General features: G+C 72.6%; 22 protein-coding genes and 2 pseudogenes. 11 read left to right on the top strand and 13 right to left on the bottom strand.

Annotated elements, in window-relative coordinates:
- The first annotated feature begins 15 nt into the window (after nt 1–15).
- On the top strand, nt 16–2,706 hold the full coding sequence (locus tag ACFV6E_RS31115; RefSeq protein WP_385466119.1) for an AAA family ATPase: 2,691 nt from the start codon (nt 16–18) through the stop codon (nt 2,704–2,706).
- A gap of 8 nt (nt 2,707–2,714) precedes the next feature.
- Here the strand turns inward: ACFV6E_RS31115 and ACFV6E_RS31110 are convergent, their stop codons facing one another.
- Together ACFV6E_RS31110 and ACFV6E_RS31105 are read right to left on the bottom strand one after the other, a co-directional pair.
- Entirely contained in the window at nt 2,715–4,370 is a 1,656-nt protein-coding gene (locus tag ACFV6E_RS31110) for a purine-cytosine permease family protein (RefSeq protein ID WP_385171885.1), read from the bottom strand.
- A 268-nt stretch (nt 4,371–4,638) separates the two neighbouring features.
- Nucleotides 4,639–5,448: an SDR family NAD(P)-dependent oxidoreductase gene (locus tag ACFV6E_RS31105; protein ID WP_385466116.1), complete on the bottom strand. Its 810-nt coding sequence runs from the start codon at nt 5,446–5,448 to the stop codon at nt 4,639–4,641.
- 85 nt (nt 5,449–5,533) lie between these two features.
- Between ACFV6E_RS31105 and ACFV6E_RS31100 the strand changes: the two genes are divergently transcribed.
- Nucleotides 5,534–6,379, top strand: a complete 846-nt coding sequence (locus tag ACFV6E_RS31100; protein WP_385466113.1) for a helix-turn-helix transcriptional regulator — start codon at nt 5,534–5,536, stop codon at nt 6,377–6,379.
- On the opposite strand, the gene ACFV6E_RS31095 is transcribed toward ACFV6E_RS31100, so the two are convergent.
- The 4 genes from ACFV6E_RS31095 to ACFV6E_RS31080 all read right to left on the bottom strand — a co-directional run bounded on the left by ACFV6E_RS31095 (nt 6,372) and on the right by ACFV6E_RS31080 (nt 9,429).
- Entirely contained in the window at nt 6,372–6,986 is a 615-nt protein-coding gene (locus ACFV6E_RS31095) for a TetR/AcrR family transcriptional regulator (RefSeq protein ID WP_385171894.1), read from the bottom strand. The two genes, ACFV6E_RS31100 and ACFV6E_RS31095, sit on opposite strands and share 8 nt — an antisense overlap.
- A complete protein-coding gene (locus ACFV6E_RS31090) occupies nt 6,986–7,846 on the bottom strand; it encodes an oxidoreductase (protein WP_385466110.1) in 861 nt (286 codons plus the stop codon). The genes ACFV6E_RS31095 and ACFV6E_RS31090 overlap by 1 nt, the downstream gene beginning before the upstream one ends.
- Before the next feature lie 138 nt (nt 7,847–7,984).
- Nucleotides 7,985–8,365, bottom strand: a complete 381-nt coding sequence (locus tag ACFV6E_RS31085; RefSeq protein ID WP_385466107.1) for a hypothetical protein — start codon at nt 8,363–8,365, stop codon at nt 7,985–7,987.
- A gap of 92 nt (nt 8,366–8,457) precedes the next feature.
- A complete protein-coding gene (locus ACFV6E_RS31080) occupies nt 8,458–9,429 on the bottom strand; it encodes an NADP-dependent oxidoreductase (protein ID WP_385466104.1) in 972 nt (323 codons plus the stop codon).
- Nucleotides 9,430–9,609: 180 nt separating this feature from the next.
- Here ACFV6E_RS31080 and ACFV6E_RS31075 point away from each other — a divergent pair, with 180 nt between their 5' ends.
- The 3 genes from ACFV6E_RS31075 (at nt 9,610) to ACFV6E_RS31065 (ending at nt 11,497) form a co-directional block, all read left to right on the top strand.
- Nucleotides 9,610–9,987, top strand: a complete 378-nt coding sequence (locus tag ACFV6E_RS31075; RefSeq protein ID WP_385171904.1) for a winged helix-turn-helix transcriptional regulator — start codon at nt 9,610–9,612, stop codon at nt 9,985–9,987.
- Nucleotides 9,988–10,107: 120 nt separating this feature from the next.
- Nucleotides 10,108–11,097, top strand: a complete 990-nt coding sequence (locus ACFV6E_RS31070) for a BtrH N-terminal domain-containing protein (protein WP_385171906.1) — start codon at nt 10,108–10,110, stop codon at nt 11,095–11,097.
- A gap of 166 nt (nt 11,098–11,263) precedes the next feature.
- Complete coding sequence (locus tag ACFV6E_RS31065; RefSeq protein WP_385171908.1) at nt 11,264–11,497, top strand: chaplin family protein; 234 nt, start codon at nt 11,264–11,266, stop codon at nt 11,495–11,497.
- 27 nt (nt 11,498–11,524) lie between these two features.
- On the opposite strand, the gene ACFV6E_RS31060 is transcribed toward ACFV6E_RS31065, so the two are convergent.
- Together ACFV6E_RS31060 and ACFV6E_RS31055 are read right to left on the bottom strand one after the other, a co-directional pair.
- Nucleotides 11,525–12,667 carry an FAD-dependent oxidoreductase gene (locus ACFV6E_RS31060; protein ID WP_385466101.1) on the bottom strand — a complete coding sequence of 381 codons (1,143 nt, stop codon included), beginning with the start codon at nt 12,665–12,667 and terminating at the stop codon, nt 11,525–11,527.
- A gap of 157 nt (nt 12,668–12,824) precedes the next feature.
- Entirely contained in the window at nt 12,825–13,553 is a 729-nt protein-coding gene (locus tag ACFV6E_RS31055; protein ID WP_385171913.1) for a TetR/AcrR family transcriptional regulator, read from the bottom strand.
- Between the two features lie 143 nt (nt 13,554–13,696).
- On the opposite strand from ACFV6E_RS31055, the gene ACFV6E_RS31050 reads away from it, so the two are divergent.
- Both ACFV6E_RS31050 and rph read left to right on the top strand, forming a co-directional pair.
- Nucleotides 13,697–14,266 carry a lytic transglycosylase domain-containing protein gene (locus ACFV6E_RS31050; RefSeq protein WP_385466098.1) on the top strand — a complete coding sequence of 190 codons (570 nt, stop codon included), beginning with the start codon at nt 13,697–13,699 and terminating at the stop codon, nt 14,264–14,266.
- A 245-nt stretch (nt 14,267–14,511) separates the two neighbouring features.
- Nucleotides 14,512–17,124, top strand: a complete 2,613-nt coding sequence (gene rph / locus ACFV6E_RS31045) for a rifamycin-inactivating phosphotransferase (RefSeq protein WP_385466185.1) — start codon at nt 14,512–14,514, stop codon at nt 17,122–17,124.
- A 72-nt stretch (nt 17,125–17,196) separates the two neighbouring features.
- Here rph and ACFV6E_RS31040 read toward each other — a convergent pair whose 3' ends face one another.
- Both ACFV6E_RS31040 and ACFV6E_RS31035 read right to left on the bottom strand, forming a co-directional pair.
- A complete protein-coding gene (locus tag ACFV6E_RS31040; protein WP_385466095.1) occupies nt 17,197–18,318 on the bottom strand; it encodes an N-acetylmuramoyl-L-alanine amidase in 1,122 nt (373 codons plus the stop codon).
- A gap of 139 nt (nt 18,319–18,457) precedes the next feature.
- Nucleotides 18,458–19,387, bottom strand: a complete 930-nt coding sequence (locus ACFV6E_RS31035; RefSeq protein WP_385177704.1) for a helix-turn-helix transcriptional regulator — start codon at nt 19,385–19,387, stop codon at nt 18,458–18,460.
- A gap of 56 nt (nt 19,388–19,443) precedes the next feature.
- On the opposite strand from ACFV6E_RS31035, the gene ACFV6E_RS31030 reads away from it, so the two are divergent.
- Complete coding sequence (locus ACFV6E_RS31030) at nt 19,444–20,031, top strand: NIPSNAP family protein (RefSeq protein ID WP_385177702.1); 588 nt, start codon at nt 19,444–19,446, stop codon at nt 20,029–20,031.
- A gap of 238 nt (nt 20,032–20,269) precedes the next feature.
- Here ACFV6E_RS31030 and ACFV6E_RS31025 read toward each other — a convergent pair whose 3' ends face one another.
- Nucleotides 20,270–20,650 (bottom strand): peptidoglycan-binding protein, encoded by a 381-nt coding sequence (locus ACFV6E_RS31025; protein ID WP_385177698.1) that lies wholly within the window; start codon nt 20,648–20,650, stop codon nt 20,270–20,272.
- 464 nt (nt 20,651–21,114) lie between these two features.
- Between ACFV6E_RS31025 and ACFV6E_RS31020 the strand changes: the two genes are divergently transcribed.
- On the top strand, nt 21,115–22,374 hold the full coding sequence (locus tag ACFV6E_RS31020; protein WP_385466182.1) for a serine/threonine-protein kinase: 1,260 nt from the start codon (nt 21,115–21,117) through the stop codon (nt 22,372–22,374).
- A gap of 210 nt (nt 22,375–22,584) precedes the next feature.
- Nucleotides 22,585–22,734 (top strand): annotated as a pseudogene (locus ACFV6E_RS31015) (LysR family transcriptional regulator); the annotation flags it as partial.
- Between the two features lie 82 nt (nt 22,735–22,816).
- Here ACFV6E_RS31015 and ACFV6E_RS31010 read toward each other — a convergent pair.
- Together ACFV6E_RS31010 and ACFV6E_RS31005 are read right to left on the bottom strand one after the other, a co-directional pair.
- The gene (locus ACFV6E_RS31010) at nt 22,817–23,365 is read right to left on the bottom strand and encodes a GNAT family N-acetyltransferase (RefSeq protein WP_385174832.1); all 549 of its coding nucleotides are present in this window, start codon (nt 23,363–23,365) and stop codon (nt 22,817–22,819) included.
- A gap of 220 nt (nt 23,366–23,585) precedes the next feature.
- Nucleotides 23,586–23,723, bottom strand: a pseudogene (locus ACFV6E_RS31005) (inorganic phosphate transporter); the annotation flags it as partial.
- Between the two features lie 137 nt (nt 23,724–23,860).
- Here ACFV6E_RS31005 and ACFV6E_RS31000 point away from each other — a divergent pair.
- The gene (locus ACFV6E_RS31000) at nt 23,861–24,616 is read left to right on the top strand and encodes a DUF1838 family protein (protein WP_385174802.1); all 756 of its coding nucleotides are present in this window, start codon (nt 23,861–23,863) and stop codon (nt 24,614–24,616) included.
- Nucleotides 24,617–24,649 lie beyond the last annotated feature (33 nt).

Raw genomic sequence — 24,649 nt, 5'->3', positions numbered from 1 at the left:
GATCGACGGAGCGGCATGACATCGGTTCACCGTCCTGGTCAACTCGTCGGCAGGCAGCACGAGATGAGGCACATCGACGAGCTGACCGGCGCCGCGCGCGCCGGCCGGGGTGGGGCCCTGGTCCTGCGGGGCGAGGCGGGCATCGGCAAGAGCGCACTGCTGGAGCACGCCCGGAGGACCGCCGGGCTGCGGACCGTGGCCGCGTCCGGATCGCAGTACGAGCAGGAGCTGCCGTACGCGGCCCTGCACCAGCTGTGCGTGCCGGTGCTGCCCCACCTCGGCGAGCTGCCCGCCCCGCACGCCGAGACCCTGCGGAACACGTTCGGACTGGTCACCGGCGCCCCGGACGTGTTCCGCGTCGGTCTCGCGGCCCTGGAGCTGCTGTCCCGCGCGGCCCGCGACCAGGCCCTGCTGTGCCTGGTCGACGACGCCCACTGGCTGGACACCGCGTCCTCGCAGGTGCTGGCCTTCCTCGCCCGGCGCATCGCCTGTGAACCCGTCGCCATGCTGTTCGCCGCAAGGCCCGGCAGCGTGGCGGATGAGCTGGACGAACTGCCGGGCCTGGCCGTCGGCGGGCTCGGCGACGCCGACGCACGCACGCTGCTCGGGGCGAGGAGCCATATGACCCTCGACGACCAGGTACGCCGGCGGATCCTGGCGGAGGCTCGCGGCAACCCCCTGGCGCTGCTGGAACTCCCCGCGGCCGGAGGCTTCGCCCCGCCGGACGCGCCGTCGGTACCGACCCGCGTCGAGCGCGGCTACCGGGCGAGACTGGCCGGACTGCCCGCGGACGCGCGGCTGCTGCTGACGGTGGCGAGCGCGGACCCGACCGGCGATCCCGGCCTGCTGTGGCCCGCCGCACGGCACCTGGGCCTCGATGTGAGAGCGGCCGGCGAGGCCGCGACCGCCACCGGCCTGATCGAGTTCTCCACCCGGATCGGCTTCTGCCACCCGCTGGCCCGCTCCGCGGTCTACCGGGCCGCGGACCCGGAGCAGCGCCGCACGGCCCACCGGGCGCTGGCCCAGGTCACCGACCCGGCCGCGGACCCCGACCGGCGCGCCTGGCACCGCGCCCAGGCCTGCACGGGACCCGACGAGGACGTCGCCGCCGAGCTGGAACGCTCCGCGTCACGCGCCAGGTCGCGCGGCGGAACGGCGGCCGCGGCGGCCTTCCTCGAACGCGCGGCGGCCCTGTCCCTCGACACCGCGCGCCGGACCGAACGGACCCTGACCGCCGTACGGGCGCAGCTCGACGCGGGCGCCGGTGACACCGCGGCGCGGCTCCTGGAGACCGTCGAGAACACGGCACTGAACGAACTCCAGCACGCCCGGGCCGATCTGCTGCGCGGACAGCTCGCCTTCCTGCGGCACACCGACCTCGACGGCCCGGCGCACATGCTGCGCGCCGCCGAGCGGCTCGCGGACCTGGACCCCGGCCGGTCCCGCGACTGCTTCCTGGACGCGCTGGAAATGAGCCTGGTCGTCGGCCGGGCCACCGGGGTGATGGACACGGTCCTGACGGCGGCCCGGACCTCAGCGCCCGCACCGGACTTACCGGACGTGCTGAGCGCGCTCGTCCGGCTGGACACGGACGGGCACCGGGCCGCCTACCCTCTGATGCGGTCCGTCCTCGACGGGGACGGCGGCACCCCCCTGTGGACACGGCGCCCGGCGCTCGCCGTGATGCTCGCCGGTGAACTGTGGGACCCCCACGCCCGTGCGGCGATCACCGAGTGGCTGCTGAAGACCGGCCGAGAGTCGGGCTCGCCGCTGGTGCTGCGGCTGGGCCTGGCCCAGCAGGCGTCCTGCGCCGTGCTCTCCGGTGACCTGGGGCAGGCGATCGCGGCGATCGCGGAGGAGGAGGCGATCGCCGACGCCGTCGGCGGGCCGCCGGTGACGTACCACCGGCTGCAACTGGCCGCGGTGCGCGGCCGGCGCCGGGAGGCGCTGGAGCTGTTCGGGGCGGTCACCGGGGCGGCGACGGCGAGCGGTGCCGGACAGCTGATCGCCAACACCCACTGGGCGGCGGCCGTGCTCCACAACGGCCTGGGCGACTACCCGGCCGCACTGGCCGCGGCCCGGCAGGCGGCGGCGCACGGTGACCTGTTCCTCGCCGGGGTCTGTCTGCCCGAACTGGTGGAGGCCGCCGTCCGGTGCGGTGAGCATGCTGCCGCCGACGCCGCCCTCGCCTCGCTGACCGAGCGCACCGAGGCCAGTGGCACCGCCTCGGGCCTGGGCGTCGCGGCGTACGCGCGCGGGCTGGTGACCGGGGTCGAGGACCACTACCGGGAGGCCGTCGAGTACCTGGAGAAGAGTCCCCTGGTCGTCTACCGGGCCAGGGCCCACCTGCTGTACGGGGAGTGGCTGCGGCGCGCGGGCCGCCGGCGTGACTGCCGCGGACACCTGCGCACCGCCCACGAACTGCTGTCCGGGGCGGGTGCCGAGGCGTTCGCCCGGCGGGCCGCCGACGAACTGCGGGCCACCGGCGAGAAGGCCCACGCCCGCTCCGGAAGCGACTACGACCGGCTCACCGAACAGGAGCTGTACATCGCCCGCCTGGTCGCCACCGGCGCCACGTCCAAAGAGGTCGCCGCCCGGCTGTTCCTGAGCCCGCGCACCATCGACGCCCACCTGCGCAACATCTTCCGCAAGCTCGGCGTCACCTCGCGCCGCCGGCTCAGGGACCACCCCGGCCTGGGCCTGTGACGAGCGCGCTACGGGACGCCGGGGGCGGCCGGGAGTACGTGGTCGCCGACGCTGTCGGTGCTCAGGCACAGCGAGCAGACGACCGCGTCATGGGTCGAGCAGGCGGCCAGGTCCGGGCGCTCGTAGGGCTGCCGGCAGACGTGGCAGTCGTACGTCGTCGCGCTCGGGTTGCCGTCGGCGTCGAGCAGCGGCTCCTCGATGCCGTCGTCGGTGCGTCGCAGGTAGTAGCGGCCCTTGGTGACGACGGCCGTCAGCGGGGTGAGGACGAAGGCGATGACGGCCGCGGCGACGGGGGAGTACGGCTGGAGGGTGTCGCCGAGGGCGTGGAAGTACAGGGCGATGGACAGACCGGAGGCGGCGACGAACGCCACGACGCCGACCGGGTTGACGGCGTACAGCATGCCGCGGCGGAACTCCGGCCGCAGCGGGGAGAGTTTCAGCAGGTACTTGTTGACGCCGATGTCGGTGGCCACGGTGACGACCCAGGCGATGGCGCAGTTCGAGTAGAAGCCCAGGATGTCGTTGAGGAAGCTGAACATGTCGGCCTCCATCAGCGCGAGCGCGAAGCCGAGGTTGACCAGGACGAAGACCATGCGCCCCGGGTAGTGCCTGGTGACGCGGGTGAAGGAGTTGGTCCAGGCGAGCGAGCCGGAGTAGGCGTTCGTCACGTTGATCTTGATCTGGCTGATCACGACCAGTGCCACGGCCAGCGGGACGATCATCCAGGAGGGCAGCATCGCGTCGAAGGCGCCGCGGAACTGCTGGATCGGTTCGGTGGCCGAGGCCGGGCCGACCTCGGCCAGGATGTAGACGGCGAGGAACACACCGATGGCCTGCTTGAGCGCGCCGAGCACCACCCAGCCGGGCCCCGCCATGACCACCGCGGTCCACCAACTGCGCTTGTTCGCCTCGGTCTTGGGCGGCATGAAGCGCAGGTAGTCGATCTGCTCGCCGATCTGCGCGATGAGGGAGAGGCACACCCCCGCGCCGAGGAACACGGAGGCCGTGTCGACGCCGCCCGTGCCGTCCGTACCCGCGTAGGAGAGGAAACGGTCGACCGTGCCGGGGTCCTTCGCGATCAGGTAGACCAGCGGCGCGACCATCAGCAGCAGCCAGACGGGGGTGGTCCACACCTGGAGTTTGCTGAGCGCCTTCATGCCGTAGACGACCAGCGGGATCACCATCAGGGTGGAGACCAGATAGCCCAGCCAGAGCGGGAGTCCGAGGCCGAGTTCCAGGCCCTGGGCCATGATCGACCCTTCGAGGGCGAAGAAGATGAAGGTGAAGCTGGCGAAGATGACGCTGGTCAGCACCGACCCGTAGTAGCCGAAGCCCGAACCCCGGGTGATCAGGTCCAGGTCGATGTTGTAGCGGGCGCCGTAGTACGCCAGCGGGAAGCCGGTCACGAAGATGACGGCCGCGGCGACGCCGATCGCCACGAGCGCGTTGCCCGTGCCGTGGGCCAGGCCGATGCCCGCGCCGATGGAGAAGTCGGCCATGTAGGCGATGCCGCCCAGCGCGGTCGTCGCCACGACCATGGGCGTCCAGCGGCGGTAACTGCGCGGTGCGAAGCGGAGGGTGTAGTCCTCCAGGGTCTCCTTCGTCGCCTGGTCGGTGGAGTTCGACGGATCTGTCGCTGCGGGCCGGGACTCGGTCGCGCTCACGCCACGCCTCCTTGCTGCGGGTCGGGGACGGCGGAGGGCGCAGGGACGGGGTGGGCCGGCGAGGGTGTTCAGGCGGCTCCTGCGGCCCCTCAGGTGCGGACCACGCCCTCGTGGCCACGGGGGAGGACGCTAGGCATGAGTCGTTTCCCCTGAGGACTTCCCCGATGAAGGAGATGTTTCGGCCGGCGGCTCCCCGTGGGGCGCCGCCGGCCGACGAACGGCCCGTACCGAAGGCGTGCCCGCGGCCGGCCGGTCCCGCGCCGCCGGGTCAGGCGCCGGCGCCGCCGTCCACCGGCACGAGCGCGCCGGTCACCATCGAGGCGCGGTCGCTGAGCAGCCACGCGGCCACCTCGGCGATCTCGCGGGGCTCGGCCATCCGGCCGAGCGGGGTCCTGGCGACGTTCGCCTCGATGATGCCGGGGGTCGCCGCCTCCCACGCGTCGATCATCTCCGTGGCGGTGCCGCCGGGCGTGATGCCGTTCACCCGGATCCGCTGCGGCGCCCAGGTCACGGCGGCGGTCTCGGTGATGCTGTTGAGCGCGCGCTTCATCGCCCCGTACGCCGGGAGGGCGGGGTTCGCGCGGCGGCTGCCGATGCTGGAGGTGTTGACGATGGCCCCGCCGCCGCCCTGCCGCATGAGCGCGGCCTCGACGGTCATGGCGGTCCAGTGCGCGCGGAAGTTCACCGCGAACTGCTCGTCGATGTCCTCGTCGCTGGTGGTGTCGAGCGGTCCGGGCCGCTGGATGGCCGCGCCGTTGTTGAAGGCGCCGTCGAGCCGCCCGTGCAGCTGCGCCGCGCGGTCGACGGCCGCGCGGATGCTCGCACGGTCGGCGAGGTCCACGGGCACGGCGTCCGCGACGCCGCCCTCGGCGCGGATCCCGGTGACGATCCGCTCCAGGGCGTCGGTGGAGCGGGCGGCGAGCACGACGGCCGCCCCCTCGGCGGTGAAGAGCCGGGCCGCCGCCGCCCCGATGCCGCGGCTGGCGCCGGTGATGAACACGACCTTGCCGGTGAGCAGGCCGATGGCGGGGTTGCCGGTGCCGTCTGTCTTGTTCGTGTCGTCGGTGCTGTTCGTCATGGTGGCAGTGTCGGCCGGTTCCCGGAACGGATGCAGGTACAGGCGGTACCAGGGTGTGTCGCCGTCCGGCAGGCAGACTGGGGGTATGGACAAGCAGGAACTCGGGGCATTCCTCCGCAGCCGCCGCGAGCGGCTCAGCCCGCAGGACGTCGGCCTCCCCTCGGGACCGCGACGCCGCACACCGGGACTGCGCCGCGAAGAGGTCGCGGTGCTCGCGCACATCTCCACCGAGTACTACGTCCGGCTGGAGCAGGCCAGGGCGCCGCGCCCGTCGGGCGAGGTGCTGGCCGGGATCGCGGGCGCGCTGCGGCTCACGGACGCCGAGTCCGACCACCTCCATGTCCTCGCGGGCACGGCGCCGGCCCACGCCGGACTGCACCGGCGCGACGTCCGCCCGAGCATCCTCGCGCTCCTTCAGCGGCTGCCGCGGACGGCCGCCTTCGTGACGTCCGCCGCGTTCGAGGTGCTCGCCTGGAACAACCTCGCGGCCGCCCTCATGGAGGACTTCGCCGAGCTCGCTCCCGAGGACCGCAACCTCGCGCGCCGGGCGTTCCTCGCACCGGCGGACGCCACGCCGCTGTACGGGATCTCCGACGCCGCGGAGTTCCGCCACCACGTCGTCGCGCAGCTCCGGTCGACGCTCGCCCGCTACCCGTCCGACCCCGCGGTGACCGGACTCGTCGGCGAACTGCGCGACGGCAGCGGCGAGTTCGCCCGGCTCTGGGAGCGGCACGACGTACAGGCCGCGCCGATGCTCACGAAGACGTTCCGCCACCCGGTCGTCGGTGAGGTCACCGTCGACTGCGACACGCTCGCGCTCACCGACCGCGGCCAGCACGTCGTGCTCTACAGCGCGCCGCCGGGCTCCCCCGACGCCGAAGCGCTGGCCCTGCTCGACGTGCTGGGGGCGGACGTCGGCGCCGTCAGGTGAGGAGACCGGCGCTGGTCAGCCAGATGTGTGCGCAGGTCGCGGATGCCTCCTGCAACTTCTCGCGGGACTCCTGCGAGGCGTGGTAGAAGGTCCGCTCGATCATCCAGCACAGGACGCGCGCCATCGCCGACGCCTGCTCCGGTGCGCTGCCCGGCCGGACGCCGGCACGTTCCAGGACGGCGGTGATGGCCGCGATGAACAGGTCGGCCGTGTGGTTCCACAGCTCGCCGATCTCCGGCACGGTCAACGACCGGTCGATCGCCGTCCGCATGACCAGGCCGTGGTCGTTCCACAGCTCCACGGTGCGCCGCAAGGCCGTCGCGACGGCCTCACGCGGATCGTCCGCCTCGGCGGTGGCCCGTGACCGCTCCCACAGGTGCTCGACGGTCCGGGCCACCAGCGCCGTGACCACCTCCTGCTTCGAACCGAAGTAGAAGTACAGGGCACCGCGCGTGATCCCGGCGCCCTGCGCGATGTCGCCGACGGTCATGGCGTCGTAGCCCTTCTCCGCCAGCAGGGCCTCGCAGGTGTCGAGGATGGCGCGCTCCCGGAGATCGCCCTTGCGTTCGGTGGCGCGCCGGCCGCGCGCGGGGGGCTGTCCGGGCATCAGAGCTGAGCACCCTCGGGGAAGTCGGTCGTACGCGAGAGCGTCTCCCACGCGCGGATGTCCTCGTCCACGGCCATGCGCGCGGCGGTGACCAGCCGCAGCGCGTCCGTGCCCAGGACGAGGTGGGCCGGCGGCCGCTCGACGGTCGTGATGTGTACGACGGCGTCGCCCGCCTTGGCCGGGTTGCCCAGCTGGTTGCCGCTGGCCTTCTGCCGGGCTTCCCGGATGGGGGTGAACAGCTCGTCGTAGTCGTCGACGGTCCGCGCGGCGCGGGTCATGGACCGGCCGGACCAGTCGGTGCGGAAGGATCCTGGCTCGATCGCGGTCACGTGGATCCCGAACTGCGCGACCTCCTTGCCCAGCGCCTCGAGGACGCCTTCGAGGGCGAACTTGCTGCCGCAGTAGGCGGACATGCCGGGCACGGCCATGAGCCCGCCCATGGAGGTGACGGCCATCAGGTGTCCGCGGCGGCGCCGGCGCATGTGGGGCAGCGCCGCCTGGAGGGTCGCCATGGCCCCGAAGACGTTGACCTCGAACTGCCGGCGCACCTCGGCCGGCGGGGTCTCCTCGAAGGTGCCCTCCAGGCCGTAGCCGGCGTTGGCGATGACGACGTCCAGGGCGCCGACGTTCCGCTCCGCCTCCGCGACCACGGCCGAGACGGCCTGGTCGTCGGTCACGTCCAGGATACGGCCGTGGGCGTCCCCGGGCCTGAGCGCCTCGAAGGCGCGCAGGTCCTGCTCGGAGCGCACCGTGCCGACGACGGTGTGCCCGGCGTCCAGGGCGGCCTGGGCGAAGGCGCGGCCGAGCCCCGTGCTGACGCCCGTGATGAGCCAGTTCCGCTTCTGCGCTGCTTCTCGCACTGCTCCTCCAATGGTGTCGGCCCGATGAGGCCGGACGACGGTGCCGGATGTCAAAAGTCTACACCGTGTCGATTTTTATCGTCGAGGTGTAGATTCCGTCGGTGCGCGGCGCGGGAACCGGCTTCGGAGGGTGGGCGTTCAGCCGCAGAATCCGGCGGCCGCGGTCAGGGCGTGGCGGCCGGACTTGAGCGGGCCCAGGTTGTTCAAGGTCTTGCAGACGGGGACGGCTTGCAGGGGGACGGCCAGTACGGGGCCCGTGGGCAGGTCGGCGTTGCCGCACTGGTTGACCGGTCCCGTGAGGGGCAGGCCCACCAGAGCGCCGCCCGCGACGTGCGGGCCCGGGGCGGCGGCGCCCCGCGCGATGACGGCGCCGGCGTCGTTGGCGCAGCCGTTGCCCAGGGCGGGGGACAGCAACCCGCCCGCGCCGCCCGCCCATGCCGCGGACGCCGCGACCCACGGGCCCGCCGCCAGCGCGGCGCAGCAGACAAGGACGCGGAACAAGTCGGCACGTTGCTTCATACCGGGGCAACTGTGCGGACGGTCCGTCGGTCACGGAGCCCGTGGGGTCCGACGCGGGGGACGGAGGAAGCGCCGTCCCGCCCCGTATCCGGTCAGCCGGTGACGGTGGTGAGAACGAGCTTGCCGCGGGTGCGGCCGGCTTCCCCGCGGGCATGGGCCTCGCCGGCCCGCTCGAGCGGGTAGGCCGTCTCCACCTCGACGGTGACATGCCCGGCGTCGATCAGGCCGGCGATCTCCGTCAGCGCCGCGCCGTCCGGCTCGACCAGGAACGGGGTGGCCCGCACGCCAGCTGCCCCGGCGGCCCGGGCCAGCTCCTCGGAGACACCGGCCGGGACCGGGATCAGCAGGCCACCGGGGCGCAGCACCTTCAGTGAACGGGTGCTCGTCCCGTCATGGGCGTCGCCCACCAGGTCGATGACGACGTCGACATCGGCGGTGGCGTCCTCGAAGCGGGTGGCGGTGTAGTCGATGGTCTCGTCGGCGCCGAGTTCCTTGAGCCAGGGATGGCGGGCGGCGCTGGCGGTGGCGATCACATGGGCGCCCAGGTGCCGGGCGAACTGGACCGCGAAGTGGCCGACCCCGCCGGCGGCGGCGGTGACGAGCACGCGCTGCCCGGCCCGGACGTGAGCGGTGTCCACCACGGCCTGCCAGGCGGTCAGCGCCGCCAGCGGCACGGCGGCGGCGTGCACATGATCAATACTGGCGGGCTTACGGGCGAACTGGCGGGCCGGAGCGGTCACATACTCGGCGTAGGCGCTCGCGGCGCGCGGGAACCACGGCATGCCGTACACCTCGTCGCCCGCCTTCAGCGTGGTCACACCGAAGCCGGCCTCCTCCACCACACCGGACACGTCCCAGCCGACGGTGAAGGGCGGCTCGCCCAGTACATGGGCCATGCCGTGGCCCTCGCGGGTCTTCCAGTCCACCGGATTGATCCCGGCCGCGTGCACTCGTACCAGCACCTCGGTCGGCAGCGGCACCGGGCGCGGAACCCGCTGGACCCGCAGCACCTCCGGACCGCCGAAACCGTCCTGGACCACCGCGCGCATCGTGTCTGCGGACATGCGTCATCTCCCTGAGAAGTGCCGTGAAGGGAGGCGCACGGCGCCTCCCCCGTCGATGACCTCGAAGCTATCCCCGCGCATATACTTACCTTCAAGGTCTTCTACTTCCCTTTGGGAAGTTACCTGGCCAGGCGCCTGTTGGGGACACCTGTTGAGGGCGCCTTCTTGAGGAGAGCGAGCATGACGACCACCTGCCCCAGCGGCCGGCACGCGCACCACGACGTCTACGCCGCGCAGTGCCCCTGCCGCGCCCTGCTCGACCTGCTCGCCAACAAGTGGTCCGCGCTGGCGATCGGCGCGCTGGAGGACGGTCCGAAGCGGTTCGGGGAGTTGCAGCGCACGCTCCAGGGCGTCAGCCCCAAGGTGCTCACCCAGACACTGCGCCGCCTGGAGGACGCGGCCATCCTCGACCGCACCATCTACCCCGCCGTCCCCCTGCACGTCGAGTACGCCCTCACCCCGCTCGGCCAGAGCGCCGCGGTCCCGCTCAACGCCCTCCGCTCGTGGGTCGAGGCGAACATCGACCTCGCGGTCCGGACGGAACCGGCCACACCGTAACGGCGTGTCCGCACGGAACCGGCCACACCGTAACGGCGTGTCCGGACGGAGCCGACGGCACCGTAACGACGGCGTGTGATGTCTTGACCGTCGTCCCGCCGGGCAGTTGGATCTTCCGGCATGACGACGGTGACGGGCATCGACGCCCGCGGTATGCGGCACTGCGAAACGACGGCTCTGGGGGTGTTACTCCGGCACGAGGGGCTCGAGCTGTCCGAACCCATGCTCTTCGGCCTCGGCTCCGGTCTGTCCTTCATCTACTGGGACAGCAAGAACATGGACTTCCCGTTCCTGGGCGGGCGGGTCAAACCCTTCGAGCTCACGAAGAACCTGGCCACCAGGCTCGGACTGGAACTCCTGGTCCAGGAGACCACCTCCCCGCGCAGGGCATGGGAGAACGTCACGTCCGCCCTCGCCGCCGGCCGCCCCGTCGGACTTCAGCTCGACAGCTACCACCTCGACTACTTCAGCTCGAAGGTGCACTTCGGCGGCCATGTCGTCGCCATGTACGGCTACGACGACCGGGACGCCTACCTGGTGGACACCGAGCAGCAGGGCGGAGCGGTGTCCACCAGCCTGACCGGTCTCGCCGAGGCCAGGGCCGCACGCGGCCCGATGACCGCCAGGCACCGGTCCTTCACCCTCACCGCCCCGCAGACCCCGCCCCTCTCCCCGGAGAGGATCACCGCCGCCGTCACGGCCTGCGCGGACGCCTTCCTGAACCCGCCCATCGCCAATCTCGGCCACCGGGGCATCGACAAGGCCGGCAAGCTGGTACCCGCCTGGCTCCGGCGCACGGACGACCCGCGGCGGGACCTGCCGCAGGCCGCCCTGCTGATGGAGAAGGCCGGCACCGGAGGCGCCCTGTTCCGCAACCTCTACCGGGACTTCCTCGCCGAATGCGGCCAACTGATCGACAGCACTCACCTGCGCACCGGCCATCGGCTGTACGCCGAGGCGGCCACCCTGTGGACGGAGGTCGCGGCACTGATCGCACAAGCCGGTGAGGCAGGCGATGCGCAGTGCCTCGAACGGGCCGGTGCCGTGCTCGGCGATCTGGCCCGCATCGAGCGCGAGGCCATGGGAGCGCTGAGCCGCCTGGGGAGTTGAGCCGCCCGGGAAGCCGGGACGGCCGGGCACCGCTTCCTTGGTGCCGCGCGGGTTGTATGGGTATCGGCGGCCGGACGCGCACGGCGTGACGGCCTGTGGACGGACTCGTTGACCCGCCATGAGCAGCCGGAGATTTACCCGTACAGCAGTTGTCGCGGTGAGCGTCATGGTCGCGGCCCAGGCGGTTCCCGCCTGGGCGGGCGGCGTCGGGGGTGTGCTCTCGCCGGTGTTCGGACAGAGCTGTGCCATCCGCGAGGCGGCGGTGGACGCCGGTCCCGGCCCAGCGGACTCGCCCGGTGGCGACGCCGGCAACGTCGCGCAGGTTCCGTTCATCGCGCCCTACAGCCAGTGCGGCGACGGCGTCTCGCCGGTCGGCGCGCTGGACGGAGGTGTCGGCTGAGTCTCGGCGCCGGTGCGTCCGGAGCCGTTACGCCTCGGCCGGGCCCTGAGTGAAGAACGCGGTCATCCGCTCGAGGCCGTCCTCGCCGAACATGGTCTCCAGGCCGGCGGCTGACTCGGCGGCGGAGGCCGCGCTGCGCGGGAAGAGCGCTGCCTCGTAGGCGGTGAGGGCGGCCTCGGTGTCGCCCGGGTGGGCGGCGACGGCCGACGCGAGCTCGGCTCCGTCGAACATGGCGAGGTTGGCGCCCTCGCCCGCGAAGGGCGACATCAGGTGGGCGGCGTCGCCGAGCAGGGTCACGCCCGGGACGCGGTCCCAGCGGTGCCCGACGGGCAGGGCGTGGATACGGCGCGGGGTGATCGTCTCGGCGTCGGCGACGAGGCTCCGCAGCCCGCCGTCCCAGTGCTCGAAGCGGGCGAGGACGGCGGCCTTGGCGGTGGCGTGGTCGGTGAAGTCGATCGTGTCGATCCAGTCCTCGTCGGCCCTGAGAGCGGTGTAGACGTGCAGGCTGCCGTCGGTCTCGCGGTGGGCGAGGAAGCCGCGCCCGTCGCCGAGGCTGATGAAGAAGCCGCCGCCGACGAGGGCCGCGCCGCGCGGATGGCGGGTGTCGGCCTCGTACAGGTCGGTCTCCACGAAGGAGATGCCGGTGTAGGCGGGCCGGGCGGCCGAGACCAGCGGCCGGACCCGGGACCAGGCGCCGTCGGCACCGATCAGCAGGTCGGTGGTGATGGCGGAGCCGTCCGCGAAGGCGACCTCGTGGCGGCCGTCGCCGAGCGGGCGGGCGCCGGTCGCCTTGCGGCCCCAGCGGATCGTGCCGTCGGGCAGGGAGTTCAGCAGCAGGTCGCGCAGCTCGCCCCGGTCGACTTCGGGGCGCTCGCCGTGGCCGTCGTCCTCCGTGGCGATGTGCACCGTGCCGTCGGGGCCGACCAGGCGCATGGCCTGCCCGCCCTCATGGATGATCTCGCGGAAGCCGTCGTGCAGACCGGCCGCGTGCAGCGCCTTCTGCCCGTCCTGCGCGTGGATGTCGAGCATGCCGCCCTGGGTACGGGCCTCAGGACCCGCCTCCAGGTCGAAGACCGCCGCTTCGATCCCGTGGACGTGCAGAACCCTGGCGGCGGTGAGCCCGCCGAGTCCCGCGCCGATGATCGCGACGGGGTGGTGGCTGGTGTTCATGGGGACCTCCGGAGGCGGGCGTGCAGGTACGGGGACCGGCGGAGCGTCGGCCCGCAGGGCGGACCGCGGCCGGACATGTCCAGCGTAACGAACGCGTTCGTTCCGAACAAGTTCGTCGAAGCGTAGCCGTCCCTCCGGCCGTGCGTGGAGGCGCTTCTCAGGCGGTCGGGTTTTCCTCGATGCCGCCGGGAACGGGCGTGCCCGTGATGCCGTTGACGAGCACGTCGAAGCTCCAGCGCATACGGTCCCCGCCGGCGCCGCCGACCAGGGCGGGCAGATGGGCCGCGATGGCCGGATGCGTGGACGCGTCTGCGGCGTGCAGAGCGCGGACGGTGGCGTTCCAGTCGTCCTGGGCGGTGGGGTCGTGCTCCTGGGTCGAGTGCTCGGCCGCCGTGGCCGTGGCGTCCTGGAGCAGCTTGTCGACGCCCCAGGCCACCTGTTCGCGCGAGGCCCCGCTGCGGGAGAGCAGATCGAGGATCCGCTCCACCAGACGCAGGTAGTTCTCCCCGCTCGGCCGGGCCACGAGCGCGGACCGGGCGAGCTGCGGGTGCGCGAACAGGGTGAGGGTGTACGAGGTCAGCACGGCCCGGAGCTGTTCGCGCCAGGCGCCCTCGCCGTCGGCGCCCGCTGCGCCGTCCGCGCCGGTCAGGTCGACCTCGCCGAGCAGGTCGTCCAGGACGGCCGCGTGCAGCTCGGCGGTGTTGGCGACGTAGACGTAGAGCGAGGCGGGGCCGGTGTCCAGCTCCTGCGCCAGGCGGCGCATGGTCACCTTCTCCAGCCCCTCGGCGCGCATGATCCGTACGGCGGTGTCCACGATCCAGCGCCGGGACAGGGCGGGCTTCGCCGGACGCTCCCGGCGGCTGATCGGCTCTCGTCTCGCTGTCATCCCCCGATCGTAACGAACACGTTCGGAGTGTCGGTTCGCCCGGGCGGCCGGATTGAGTCCGGGGCGCGCGGGCACGCGCACATCGAAGCGGCGGACGCCGTGTCGTAGGGGCCGGCGCGGACGGCGGGGGAGAGAGGGAGAAGATGGCCGAGCGATCGACGGCGGCGCCGGAGCGGGAATCCCGGACGGCGGAAGGCGACGGAGCACGGAGACCACCGTTGCGGCCCGGCGGGTACGACCCCGCCGACTACGCCGCATGTGTGGTGCGCGGCGCCGCGGAGGCGGGTGTCTCACCCCTGCTCGTGATGACGGTGCTGCACAACGAGGCGTACAAACCGCACCATCCGCTGCTGGAGCGGCTGTGGCAGTGGTGGAAGCCGCAGGCGTCCTTCGGTGTGGCCAACATGCACCGGGCGACGTTCGAGCAGGTGCGGCGCGCCCACGGTCTGCGCGAGCGGTGGCAGGACCTGCGCGACGACCCCGCCTTCGCCATCCGCGCGGCGGCACTGCACCTTCAGGACCTCGACCGGAGCCTGCCGCGGCGGCACGTGCGCCGCTACACCCGCGACGAACTCCTCGCCCTCGGCTACAACGCGGGCGAACGCAACATGCGGGCCTTCGCCCGGGGCGTCCCGCCGGGCCCCATGGCCCGCTCGTACCTGCGCCGCTTCCGCGCGCACCGCGACCGGGCCGCCGAGGCTCTGCCGGACTGAACAACAACAAAGGCAAGGAGAGAGATCTCCGTGCCGTACTCAACGTATAGCGCACCGGGGGGCTTGCGGCAAGACCCGGGTCCCGTCGCAGAATCATCCGCCGAGGCCTCCACCTGCGTGAAGAGCGGGGGAGGCCGCGACATGACGGGGGCGCGCCCGGCGAGCGGTCCGACTCGGCCGCGGGCGCCGATGATGCGATCGGCCGGTGCGGCGCGACAGAGCGCCGCGGCCGCGGAGGTATGTCAGTGATCGAGCAGTACGTGGCGGATCTGCACGAGGTCGACGAGACGCGGATCGCGGACGTCGGCGGCAAGGGCGCGCACCTGGGCGGGCTGTCGCGGATCGAGGGCATCCGCGTGCCGGAGGGCTTCTGCGTGACGACGGACGCCTTCCGGCGGGTCGTGGCTCGGACGCCGGCGATCGGGGACGCCCTCGACCGGCTGGCGGGCTCGGACCCGGCCGACCGGGAGGCGGTCCGCACGCTCAGCGCGGAGCTCCGCCGGACGATCGAAGAAGCCGGCGTCCCGGACGCCATCGCGGCGGCCGTCACCCGCGCGCTGGCCCGGCTCGGCGAGCGGGCCGCCTGCGCCGTCCGGTCCAGTGCGACGGCGGAGGACCTGCCGACGGCCTCCTTCGCCGGTCAGCAGGACACGTACCTGAACGTGGTGGGACCGGCGGAGGTCCTGCGGCACATCGGCCGGTGCTGGGCCTCGCTCTTCACCGAGCGGGCCGTGACGTACCGTCAGCGCAACGGCATCGATCACCGTACGGTCCACATGGCCGTGGTCGTGCAGCGGATGGTCTTCCCGGAGGCGTCGGGGATCCTGTTCACGGCCGACCCCGTCACGGGCGACCGGAGGGTCACCACCGTGGACGCCGGGTTCGGCCTCGGTGAGGCACTGGTCTCGGGGCTGGTCAACCCGGACGTCTTCAAGGTGCGTGACGGCGAGATCACCGCCAGGGCGATCGCCGCCAAACAGCGCGCCGTGCTCGCCGTGCCGGGCGGCGGTACGCGGGAAGCGGCGATCGAGGCGGAGCGGCAGGAGCGGCCCGCGCTGACGGACGCGCAGGTCGTGGAATTGGAGCGGCTGGGGCGGCGGATCGAGGCGCACTTCGGGCGCCCGCAGGACATCGAGTGGTGTCTGTCCGGTGACGGCTTCCGGATCGTGCAGAGCCGGCCGATCACGACGCTGTTCCCCGTCCCCGAGACCGGCGACCAGGACAACCACGTCTACGTGTCCGTCGGGCACCAGCAGATGATGACCGACCCCATGGCACCGCTGGGGCTGTCCATGTGGCAGCTCACGGCCATGGTGCCGATGCACGCGGCGGGCGGGCGGCTGTTCGTCGACGTCACCCGGCGCCTGGCCTCGCCCGCGAGCCGCGCCGGTCTCCTGGACCTCATGGGCAAGGGCGATCCGCTGATCAGGGACGCGCTGGAGACCGTCCTCGACCGCGGCGACTTCGTCCCGTCGCTCCCGGACCCCGAGCCGGATCCTGGCGGCCGAGCGGCGGCCAGGGCCTCCGCGCCCGCCCCGATCGAGACCGATCCGGGCATCGTCACCGAGCTGATCGAGCGCAGCCGGACGTCGCTGGACGCCCTGCGGCGCGACATCGGGACGAAGACCGGTCCGGTGCTGTTCGACTTCCTTCTGGAGGCCTTCGAGGAGCACAAGAAGGTCCTCGGTGATCCGCTGAGCATTCAGGTGATCATGGCGGGGATGGAGGCCACGTGGTGGCTCAACGACCGGCTGGGGGAGTGGCTGGGCGAGAAGAACGCGGCCGACACGCTCACGCTGTCCGCCCCCGGCAACATCACGTCGGAGATGGGACTCGCGCTGCTCGACGTCGCGGACGCGGTCCGCCCGCATCCGGAGGTGGTGGCGTTCCTGGCGGGCGCCGAGGACGACGGCTTCCTCGACGAACTGGGGAAGCTCCCGGGCGGGGCCGGGGCGCGCGACGCCATCGAGGACTACCTCGACCGCTACGGCATGCGCTGCGTCGGCGAGATCGACATCACGCGACCGCGCTGGCGCGAGCGCCCCACCGCCCTCGTGCCCGTGATCCTCGACAACGTCAGGAACTTCGCACCGGGCGCCGCCGGGCAGCGCTTCGAGCAGGGGCGGCAGCAGGCGCGGGCGAAGGAACGGGATGTGCTGTCACGCCTGCGGACCCTGCCGGACGGGGAACGCAAGGCCGCCGAGGCGAAGGAGATGATCGACCGCGTCCGGACCTTCATCGGGTACCGGGAGTACCCGAAGTACCACATCGTCTGCCGCTACTTCGTCTACAAGCAGGCCCTCATGGCGGAGGCCGAGCGCCTGGTGCGGGCCGGTGTGCTGCGGGAGCGGGAGGACGTCTTCCACCTCACGTTCCAGGAACTCCACGACGTCGTACGGTCGCACGCGGTGGACGAGCGGCTGGTCCGGGAGCGCAAGGAGGAGTTCCGGTCGTACCGGGCGCTCACGCCGCCCCGGGTGCTCACCTCGGACGGGGAGGCCGTCGCCGGGTCGTACCGGCGTGCGGACGTGCCGGCCGGCGCCCTGGCCGGGCTGGCTGTCTCGGCGGGGACCGTCGAGGGGCGGGCCCGTGTCATCCACGACATGGCGGAGGCCGATCTCGAGGCGGGCGACATCCTGGTCACGGCCTACACGGACCCGAGCTGGTCGCCCCTGTTCGTCGCGATCACGGGTCTGGTGACGGAGGTGGGCGGCCTGATGACCCACGGCGCGGTCATCGCCCGCGAGTACGGCCTGCCCGCCGTCGTGGGCGTGGAGGGGGCCACCCGGCTGATCCGCGACGGGCAGCGGATCCGCGTCCACGGGGCCGACGGGTATGTCGAGATCCTGGGGGACTGACTCCCGGGGGACCCGGGACGGTCCGCCGCACCGTGTGGAAGTGCGGCGGACGCCCGGTGGACCTGTCCTCGTCTAGCGGCGTGCGGCCCCGCCCGCCGCGGCCACGTCCGCGCGCAGCGCGGGCAGTTGGTCGTACAGCACGGCGCCGGGGCACTCGGTGGCCAGCCAGTCCTGGTGGCCGCTGATCGTGTGTACGTCCTTGGTCACGCCGTTGACCGGGTTGACGAAGGTCACGGCGGCCTGCGGGTCGAAGCCGTGGTAGTCGGACAGGGCCGCGAGCAGGGCGGTCAGCGAGGCGCGGGCCGCCGACGTCTCGGCCTGCTCGGTGAAGGTGCCCAGGAGCGCGATGCCGATGTTGCCCGAGTTGTAGCCCGAGGTGTGGAAGGCGGTCACCATGTCGCCGTCCGCGTCGTGCGCGGGGATACCGTCCGTGCCCGAGTAGCGGCCCTCGTAGACGAGACCGGCCTCGTCGATCAGGAAGTGGTAGCCGATGTCGCCCCAGTCGTTCTCGATCGCGTGGAGGTAGTAGTAGCCGCGGATGGTGGCCGCCGGGTCGGGGTCGCCGTTGGCTCCGGCGGTGTGGTGCACGGTCAGCGTCTGCGCCGGGTAGTACGTCTGCGGCGAGTTCTCCGTGCCGTCCTCCTTGAAGCGCAGGGATTCGTCGGCGCCCCACCCGGCCCGGGTGATGACTTCCACGTCCCCGATGGTGGCGGTCCGCGCGGTCGCCGCGACCTCGATCGACGGTCCGTCGACCGTGTCGAGGGCGGTGGAGCGCACGTCCTTCACCCCGTGCGGCAGCCGCAGTTCGTAACCGGCGGCCCCGCCGGCCGGGAGCAGGACGCTCGCCCTCGCCCCCGCCTCCGTCCCGTCGGCACCGGCCGTGCACAGGGGGCGCAGGGACGTCCAGGCGCCGCGGGTGCCGTCCTCGGCTATCAGCCGGAGGGCCACCCCGCGCGGGGTCCCGGTCCAGGAGACGCCGACGTGTCCGATGGGGAACCGCGTGCGGACCGGGGCCAAGTGGGCGCCGGGGCCCGTGACCGAGTGCGCGACGGTGCGCGGGATCCGGACGGTCCGGGAGCGCGGAGCGGCGGCCGCGGGCGCGGCCGCGGACGTGACCCCGAGGGCCGATGCTGCCGCGACCCCGGCGGCACCCTGGAGGACCGCACGGCGACTGGCGGCGAATGACTGACGCAAGGTTGGTTCCTTTGCGATCGACTGTGGAGGGCTTGCCCGACGAACTGTACGTTCAGTCAACGGCGCATATTCAACGGCGGGTTGGCCGTCCGGTGCGGGTGTGGCGCCCGGTCGGCCGGTGACCCGTGTGCGGCCGGGGTCATGCCCCGTAGCGGACGGCCAGGGCGCGTGCCGTCTCGGTCATCCGGGCGCGCAGTTCCGGCGGGGCGAGGACCTCGATGTCGGTGCCCAGCCGCAGGAACTCCCGGTGGGCGTGGTCGATCGACTCGATGGGCACCCGGGTCCGCGTCCAGCCGTCGCCCTCGGGTGTCACCCCGAGGCGGCGGGCGCCCTCCGGTGTGAGCCGTACCAGGGCCTGGCCGGTGTGCAGCCGGGCCCGGAAACCGGCCAGGTAGCCGCGCCAGTACGCGGACAGGGCGAACCCGTCGGGGAGGGTGAACTCCTCGTCCAGGCAGTCGAGTCCGGTGATCTTGTCGACCCGGTAGGTGCGGATTCCGGACGCTCCGGCGGCGACCAGGTACCAGCGCCCGGCCTTGAGCACGAGGCCGTACGGTTCCACCCGCCGCTCGATCTCCTCCGGCGCGCGCCAGCGCCGGTACCGCAGGACCACCGCCCGCCGCGCCCACACCGCGGTGGCGACCGCGGCCAGGTGAGGTGTGCGGTCGGCGTCGCCGTACCAGCCGGGGGCGTCCAGGAGGAAGCGTTCCTGGACGCGCCCGGCGTGCTCGCGCAGTCCGGCCGGGAGCGCCGCCCGCAGCTTGAGCTGCGCGGTGGCCAGTGCCTCGCCGAGGCCGAGTTCGGCGGCGGTGCCGGGGAGCGCGGCGAGGAACGCGGCCTGCGCCTCGTTTGCGGTCAGCCCGGTGAGCCGGGTCCGGTAGCCGTCGACCAGCCGGTAGCCGCCCGCGTGTCCGGCGGCCCCGTACAGCGGGATCCCGGCGGCGGCCAGCGCCTCCACGTCCCGGTAGACCGTGCGGACGGATACCTCCAGTTCCCCGGCCAGCTGCTGAGCCGTCATCCGGCCCCGGTTCTGGAGCAGCAGAAGCAGGGTGACCAGCCGGCTCGCGCGCATGCCGCCCAGTATCCACTGACAGAGGATGTCAGTGGAGGACTCCTAACCTGCGGCGCATGGACGACTTCGACTTCGGCCACGGTTCGGCGCGCATCGTCGAGCTGCGGCAGTACACCCTGCGTCCCGGCGCCCGGGAGACCCTGATCGAGCTGTTCGAGCGAGAGTTCGTCACCGGCCAGCAGGCGGTCGGCATCACCGTCGGCGGACGGTTCCGCGACCTGGACGACCCCGACCGCTTCGTGTGGCTGCGCGGGTTCCCCGGCATGGCGCACCGACGGCGCGCGCTGGAGGCGTTCTACACCGGCCCGGTCTGGCGGCTCCACCGCGACGCGGCCAACGCCACCATGGTCGACAGCGACGACGTCCTGCTGCTGCGCGGCCCGTGCCTGCTCCCGGAGCCGGGCACCCGCGAGGTGGTCGCGACGGTCTGCGAGCCGTCCGACGCGGCCGCCTTCGACGCGTACGCCGCCCGGCACCTCGGCCCAGAACACGCGCTGCACCGCACCGAGCACGCCGAGAACGACTTCCCCCGGCTGCCCGTCCGCACCGGTGCGGACGTCCGCGTCTGGTTCGGCCCGGCCGAGCCGCCGCCCTGGCCGAACCGGCGGCTCCGGCTGGAACCCGTGACGGTGCGCAGGCCCTGACGGGGTCGGCGTGCCCAACTGCCGTCAGGACTTCTGACTCGCCGTCCGTTCACGCAGGGCCCCCGGTCGACGGCGTCGCGCACGCGGGCGTCCTCGCGCCGCTTGCGGCGGACCAGCGGGAACACGCCGACGGCCGCGGCGCCCATGGCGTCACCCATCGCGTAGCCCACCGCGGCGACGCCCGCGCCGGTGCCGACCCGGTCGCCAGGCCCCCGGCGCCGCGGCCCGCGCGGCCGGATCAGCGCCTGGTGCTCGGGACCTTCGGGTAGCACCAGTCGCGCATGGCACCGGCGTTGTCGAGGACGCTGTTGCCGGTGTTCTTGCCGACGATGCCGTCGACCGTCAGCCCGGACGCCTTCTGGAACTTCTTGACCAGGGCCAGCGTGGCCGGACCGAAGATGCCGTCCACGTCGATCGGATTCGCCTTGCCGGTACGGGTGGCCCAGTTGCTCGTGGCGAACTGGACGCACCACACACCGTCCCGGTTGCCCGACCCGTACGAGATATTGGCGACGCCCGGCGCGGCGGACGCCGTCGTGGCCATGAAACCGCCGCCTGCCAGCGCGGAGGCCACGGCCAGTACGCCTGCCGCTCGGACCGCCTTGTTCCTGAGTGCCATGTGTGTCGTCTCCTTCGTCGTCCCCCGGACGGCGCTGTGCGGCCGCCGAGGTTCGGGTGGATCCGTGTCGCCACCGAAACTACGGACCGCACAGGTCACAGGCGTCAAACCCAGGATTGAGGCCGCTGTAAACCTGTGGGGTAGCGGCGGCCGGACGTATCCGCTCAGGCGTCGTCGACCAGCGGCGGCGGGAGCGGCTGAGCGCGTGGTGGTGGCCTCCCCGACCGGGTTCCTGGCCGCCTTTGGCATGGACACCCTGCGCTCGCCGACCCGCGCCGGTGAGCCCGCGCGCCGGCTCCGCAACGCGGACCTCGCGTCCGCGGCGGGGGCGGACCACGCGCCCGAGTGCTGTGAGTCGCCCCCGACCTGCGGTTTTATGAGTCCTCCGAGGTGCGTATCGTATGTCCGCATACGGGGCGCAGGGGGAGGAGACAGGTATGAACGGGTCGCAGCCGTACGCTGCCATGCAAGTGGGGCCCTATACCGTGGAACGGGCGCTCGGCGAAGGCGACATGGGCGTCGTCTATCTGGCCAGATCGCGCGGTGGCCGGCCGGTCGCGGTCAAGGTGGCCCATGCCGAACTGGCCCGGGACCCGGCCTTCCGCGAGCGGTTCCGCGCCGAGGTGCAGGCCGCCCGCAGCGTGGGCGGCTTCCATACGGCGTCCGTGGTGGACGCCGATCCGGACGCCGAGCCGCCGTGGCTCGCCACCGCCTACATACCCGGCCCCACCCTGGCCGCCCAGCTCGCCGAGCAAGGTCCGATGCACGAGGCCCGGCTACGTGGTCTGGGCGCCGCCCTCGCCGAGGCGTTGCAGGCGATCCACGCCTGCGGGCTGGTGCACCGCGACCTCAAGCCCGGCAACATCATCATGGCCGCCGACGGCCCCCGCGTCCTGGACTTCGGGATCGCCCGAGCCGTCGAGGACTCCCGCCTGACCATGACCGGAACCGGCATCGGCACCCCCGGCTTCCTCGCTCCGGAACAGGCCGAGGGCCTTGATGTGACCGGAGCGGCCGATGTGTTCGCCCTCGGTGCCGTCCTCGTGGCCGCGGCGGGCGGCAGCGCCTTCGGCGGCGGCACCCCCATGGCGCTGATGTACCGCTCCGTGCACCACGACGCCGACGTCAGCGCCGTCCCGGCGGCCCTGCGACCGGTCGTGACGGCGTGCCTGGCCAAGAGCCCGGCGCAGCGTCCCACCCCGGAACAGCTACTGGAGCAACTGACCGCCCCCGCACCGGTGGACCCCGCGGCCACCACGGCCCCCGCCACCCAGCCCGCCACCATCCAGTCCTCCGCCGTCCCTCTACTGCCTCCGCCTCCGCCTCCGACGACGCCCCCGCACTACGTCCCGACCGCTGTGGCCTCCGTCCCGCCCGTAGTCCCGTCGCCGCTCCCTCACCTTCCGACCGCCCTCTCACCGGCGGCCGGGCATGAGGAGGAGCCCGAGTTCCTGGCCACGGACCGCAAGAACGCGATCCTCGCCGACAACCGTGGCATCTCCCTGGGCACGGACGGCACCACCGTCGACCTGCCGTGGCCGTCGATCACCCAGGTCACCTACGACCAGACCATCCGCACCTTCGGCTACACGTTCACCGTGACCGTCCGCATGAGCGGCGGCGGGCACTACGCATGCCAGGTGAAGACACGTCAGGCAGAGCGACTGGAGGCATGGATCGACGAACTGGAGATCCTGCTCGAACGCCACCTGCCGCACAGCTGAACGCGCCTCGGCCCACCCGGTCGTCCGAGCGCGCCTCGGCCCACCCGGTCGTCCGAGCGCGCCTCGGCCCACCCGGTCGTCCGAGCGCGCCTCGGCCTGCCCGGTCCGAGCCGGCTCGGACCGCCCGGCACATCCCCGTGCCCCGGGTCATCAGGGGACGGCGCCCTCGTCGTCGAAGAGGCCGCCGCGCGGCCCGTCGTCCGGGAGGGCGGCGAGCAGGCCGGGCTGCTCCCTGACGGGCACGCCGACGTGGCACTCATGTACCGCCCGTACGACGACCTGGCCGGTTGCGACACCGAGGATCTCCACACCGAAGGCCAGGTCGCGATCCTCCGGGCGGGGCACCCGCTCGCCTCCCGCGGCGGACACTCCTCGTCGTCCCGGCCTCCCCCTGGCCCCCGGCCGGCCGCTCCCTGGAGACCGCCTCCCCCATCCGCGCGGCTCAGACCTCCGGAAGGGACGGATCCGGTGTCCAGGGGGCCGGTGCGGTGAGGGACCAGCGTTCGTGGTCGCGCCAGGCGCCGTCGATGTAGAGGTAGGCGGGCGACATGCCTTCGTAGCGGAAGCCCAGTCGTCGGACCAAGGCCGAGGACGCCTTGTTCGCGGGCTGGATGCCGGCCTCCAGCCGGTGCAGCCGCAGGTCGGTGAAGGCGTGTTCCAGGGCGGCGGCGAGTCCTTCGGTCATGTAACCACGTCCCGCCGAGGGGGCGAAGGCCGCGTAGCCGAGGGAGGCGCCCTGGTAGCGGCCCCGGATGATCGAGTTGATGTTGACCAGACCGGCGGCCTGGCCGGTCTCTCGGACCCGGACCAGGAAACCCAGGTTGGTGCCGTCGTCGAAGCGGTGCATCCAGGCCCGGAACTCCTCGGCGGAGGCGGGTAGTTGCATCCATGGATGATGCAACTCGGCGCTGGCCCGCACCAGAGCGCAGAACTCGTCCTGGTCGGCGAGTGCGAGCGGGTGCAGTTCGACCCGTGACGGCAACTTGGGCATGGACATGGGCCAACGTTAAGGCCTGTGAGCCGTGCGTCATCCGGGTGATCCACGACTCGCGCTTTTCTACCTGCCGTTCGCGGGCCGTCCTCCTCGGTGGAGGAGTCCTGCCGGGTCTGGACGGGGACTGTCAGGCTGCCTCGCTCATGACAACGTCAGGACGGAACTCCGTGACCGTATCGCCCGCCGCCGGCGTCGTGTCCTCGCCCCTTCCCTCGCCCACGGCCGTACGCGGTGCGAGCGCGCCGGTGGCGATGGACGTGGCCATCGCGTTCGCCGTGTCGTGGAAGCCGTTGGTGAAGTCGAAGGCCAGCTTCGTGACGATGACGATGACGACGAGGAACGTGATCTGCTCCATGACTCGATGTAAGCAAGCACGGGCCAATGCCCGGCGAACGCGAGGCAGAGCGCGTGCCAGGTATCTCTGTTGATCTCGTGTGCTGATGCCACGCCCCGCTCGTGTGGCGGCAGGGGCGGCGGCGCAGACTTAGGCGTATGACGACGTACGCAGAACTGCTCCGTTCCTTCGCCCGTACCCGTGCCTCGCTCGACGGCGAGGAGGTCACGTACTGGTGGTCGGGAGACGTGTACTCCTGGGCGCCCGACGAGCCCTACCAGCGGGTCTTCGGGTTCGAGGGGCTGAACGTCGCCCGCCTGGTCCAGGACGCCGAGGCCGGCCCGGACGCCTATCAACTGCTCACCCGTGAGGCCGCGTTCTATCTGGATCCCGCCAGCCGCGAGATCCTGGAGACCTGGCAGGACCTGCCGGTGGTGCACGTGTGGAACGACCCGGCGAACCAGAAGTGGCGCCCCTTCCCGATCCCCACGACCGAGCTGGGCGAGCAGGTCTGCTTCAGCCTGGAGATCCCGCTCGCCTACCCCTCGCCGCTGCCGGTGGCCCAGTACCCGCTTGCCTCGGCGGGGGACACGTACAAGGCCCTGGAGCTCTTCCAGTTCTTCGCCGACCGGGCCGACCTGGACGGTACGGCGCCGAGCGTCCCGGCGACCATGTCGTGGTCGCGGATGTCGCCGTGGCTGCCGTGGATGGCGCGCGGCCAGCGCCCCGGGGGGCTCACGTTCCACTGCCGGGGCCGCAAACTCGGCTCGTACGCCGAGGTCCCCGAGCGCACCCGTGCCTACATCGCCGACCACCACCCGGAGTTCGCCCGGGCGCCGCGGGAGTGGAGCGAGCCGAACGAGACGAGCTGGACGTACTGGCGCAAGCTCAACCCGCCGCAGCAGCCGGAATGATGATCTAGAGTTCCCCTGCGCGGCAGGCAGATG

The organism is Streptomyces sp. NPDC059785, assembly GCF_042732375.1.
Taxonomy (GTDB): Bacteria; Actinomycetota; Actinomycetes; order Streptomycetales; family Streptomycetaceae; genus Streptomyces.
Note: the sequence above shows the minus strand (reverse complement) of the source record. Positions and strands in the feature narration are given on the sequence as shown.

Bases quoted from the DNA above. Each gene is read 5' to 3' on its own strand.
- ACFV6E_RS31115 (WP_385466119.1), top strand. From the start codon at position 16: ATGACATCGGTTCACCGTCCTGGTCAACTCGTCGGCAGGCAGCACGAG.
- ACFV6E_RS31105 (WP_385466116.1), bottom strand. From the start codon at position 5,448: ATGACGAACAGCACCGACGACACGAACAAGACAGACGGCACCGGCAAC.
- ACFV6E_RS31100 (WP_385466113.1), top strand. From the start codon at position 5,534: ATGGACAAGCAGGAACTCGGGGCATTCCTCCGCAGCCGCCGCGAGCGG.
- ACFV6E_RS31095 (WP_385171894.1), bottom strand. From the start codon at position 6,986: ATGCCCGGACAGCCCCCCGCGCGCGGCCGGCGCGCCACCGAACGCAAG.
- ACFV6E_RS31085 (WP_385466107.1), bottom strand. From the start codon at position 8,365: ATGAAGCAACGTGCCGACTTGTTCCGCGTCCTTGTCTGCTGCGCCGCG.
- ACFV6E_RS31080 (WP_385466104.1), bottom strand. From the start codon at position 9,429: ATGTCCGCAGACACGATGCGCGCGGTGGTCCAGGACGGTTTCGGCGGT.
- ACFV6E_RS31075 (WP_385171904.1), top strand. From the start codon at position 9,610: ATGACGACCACCTGCCCCAGCGGCCGGCACGCGCACCACGACGTCTAC.
- ACFV6E_RS31070 (WP_385171906.1), top strand. From the start codon at position 10,108: ATGACGACGGTGACGGGCATCGACGCCCGCGGTATGCGGCACTGCGAA.
- ACFV6E_RS31065 (WP_385171908.1), top strand. From the start codon at position 11,264: ATGGTCGCGGCCCAGGCGGTTCCCGCCTGGGCGGGCGGCGTCGGGGGT.
- ACFV6E_RS31060 (WP_385466101.1), bottom strand. From the start codon at position 12,667: ATGAACACCAGCCACCACCCCGTCGCGATCATCGGCGCGGGACTCGGC.
- ACFV6E_RS31055 (WP_385171913.1), bottom strand. From the start codon at position 13,553: ATGACAGCGAGACGAGAGCCGATCAGCCGCCGGGAGCGTCCGGCGAAG.
- ACFV6E_RS31050 (WP_385466098.1), top strand. From the start codon at position 13,697: ATGGCCGAGCGATCGACGGCGGCGCCGGAGCGGGAATCCCGGACGGCG.
- ACFV6E_RS31035 (WP_385177704.1), bottom strand. From the start codon at position 19,387: ATGCGCGCGAGCCGGCTGGTCACCCTGCTTCTGCTGCTCCAGAACCGG.
- ACFV6E_RS31030 (WP_385177702.1), top strand. From the start codon at position 19,444: ATGGACGACTTCGACTTCGGCCACGGTTCGGCGCGCATCGTCGAGCTG.
- ACFV6E_RS31025 (WP_385177698.1), bottom strand. From the start codon at position 20,650: ATGGCACTCAGGAACAAGGCGGTCCGAGCGGCAGGCGTACTGGCCGTG.
- ACFV6E_RS31020 (WP_385466182.1), top strand. From the start codon at position 21,115: ATGCAAGTGGGGCCCTATACCGTGGAACGGGCGCTCGGCGAAGGCGAC.
- ACFV6E_RS31010 (WP_385174832.1), bottom strand. From the start codon at position 23,365: ATGCCCAAGTTGCCGTCACGGGTCGAACTGCACCCGCTCGCACTCGCC.
- ACFV6E_RS31000 (WP_385174802.1), top strand. From the start codon at position 23,861: ATGACGACGTACGCAGAACTGCTCCGTTCCTTCGCCCGTACCCGTGCC.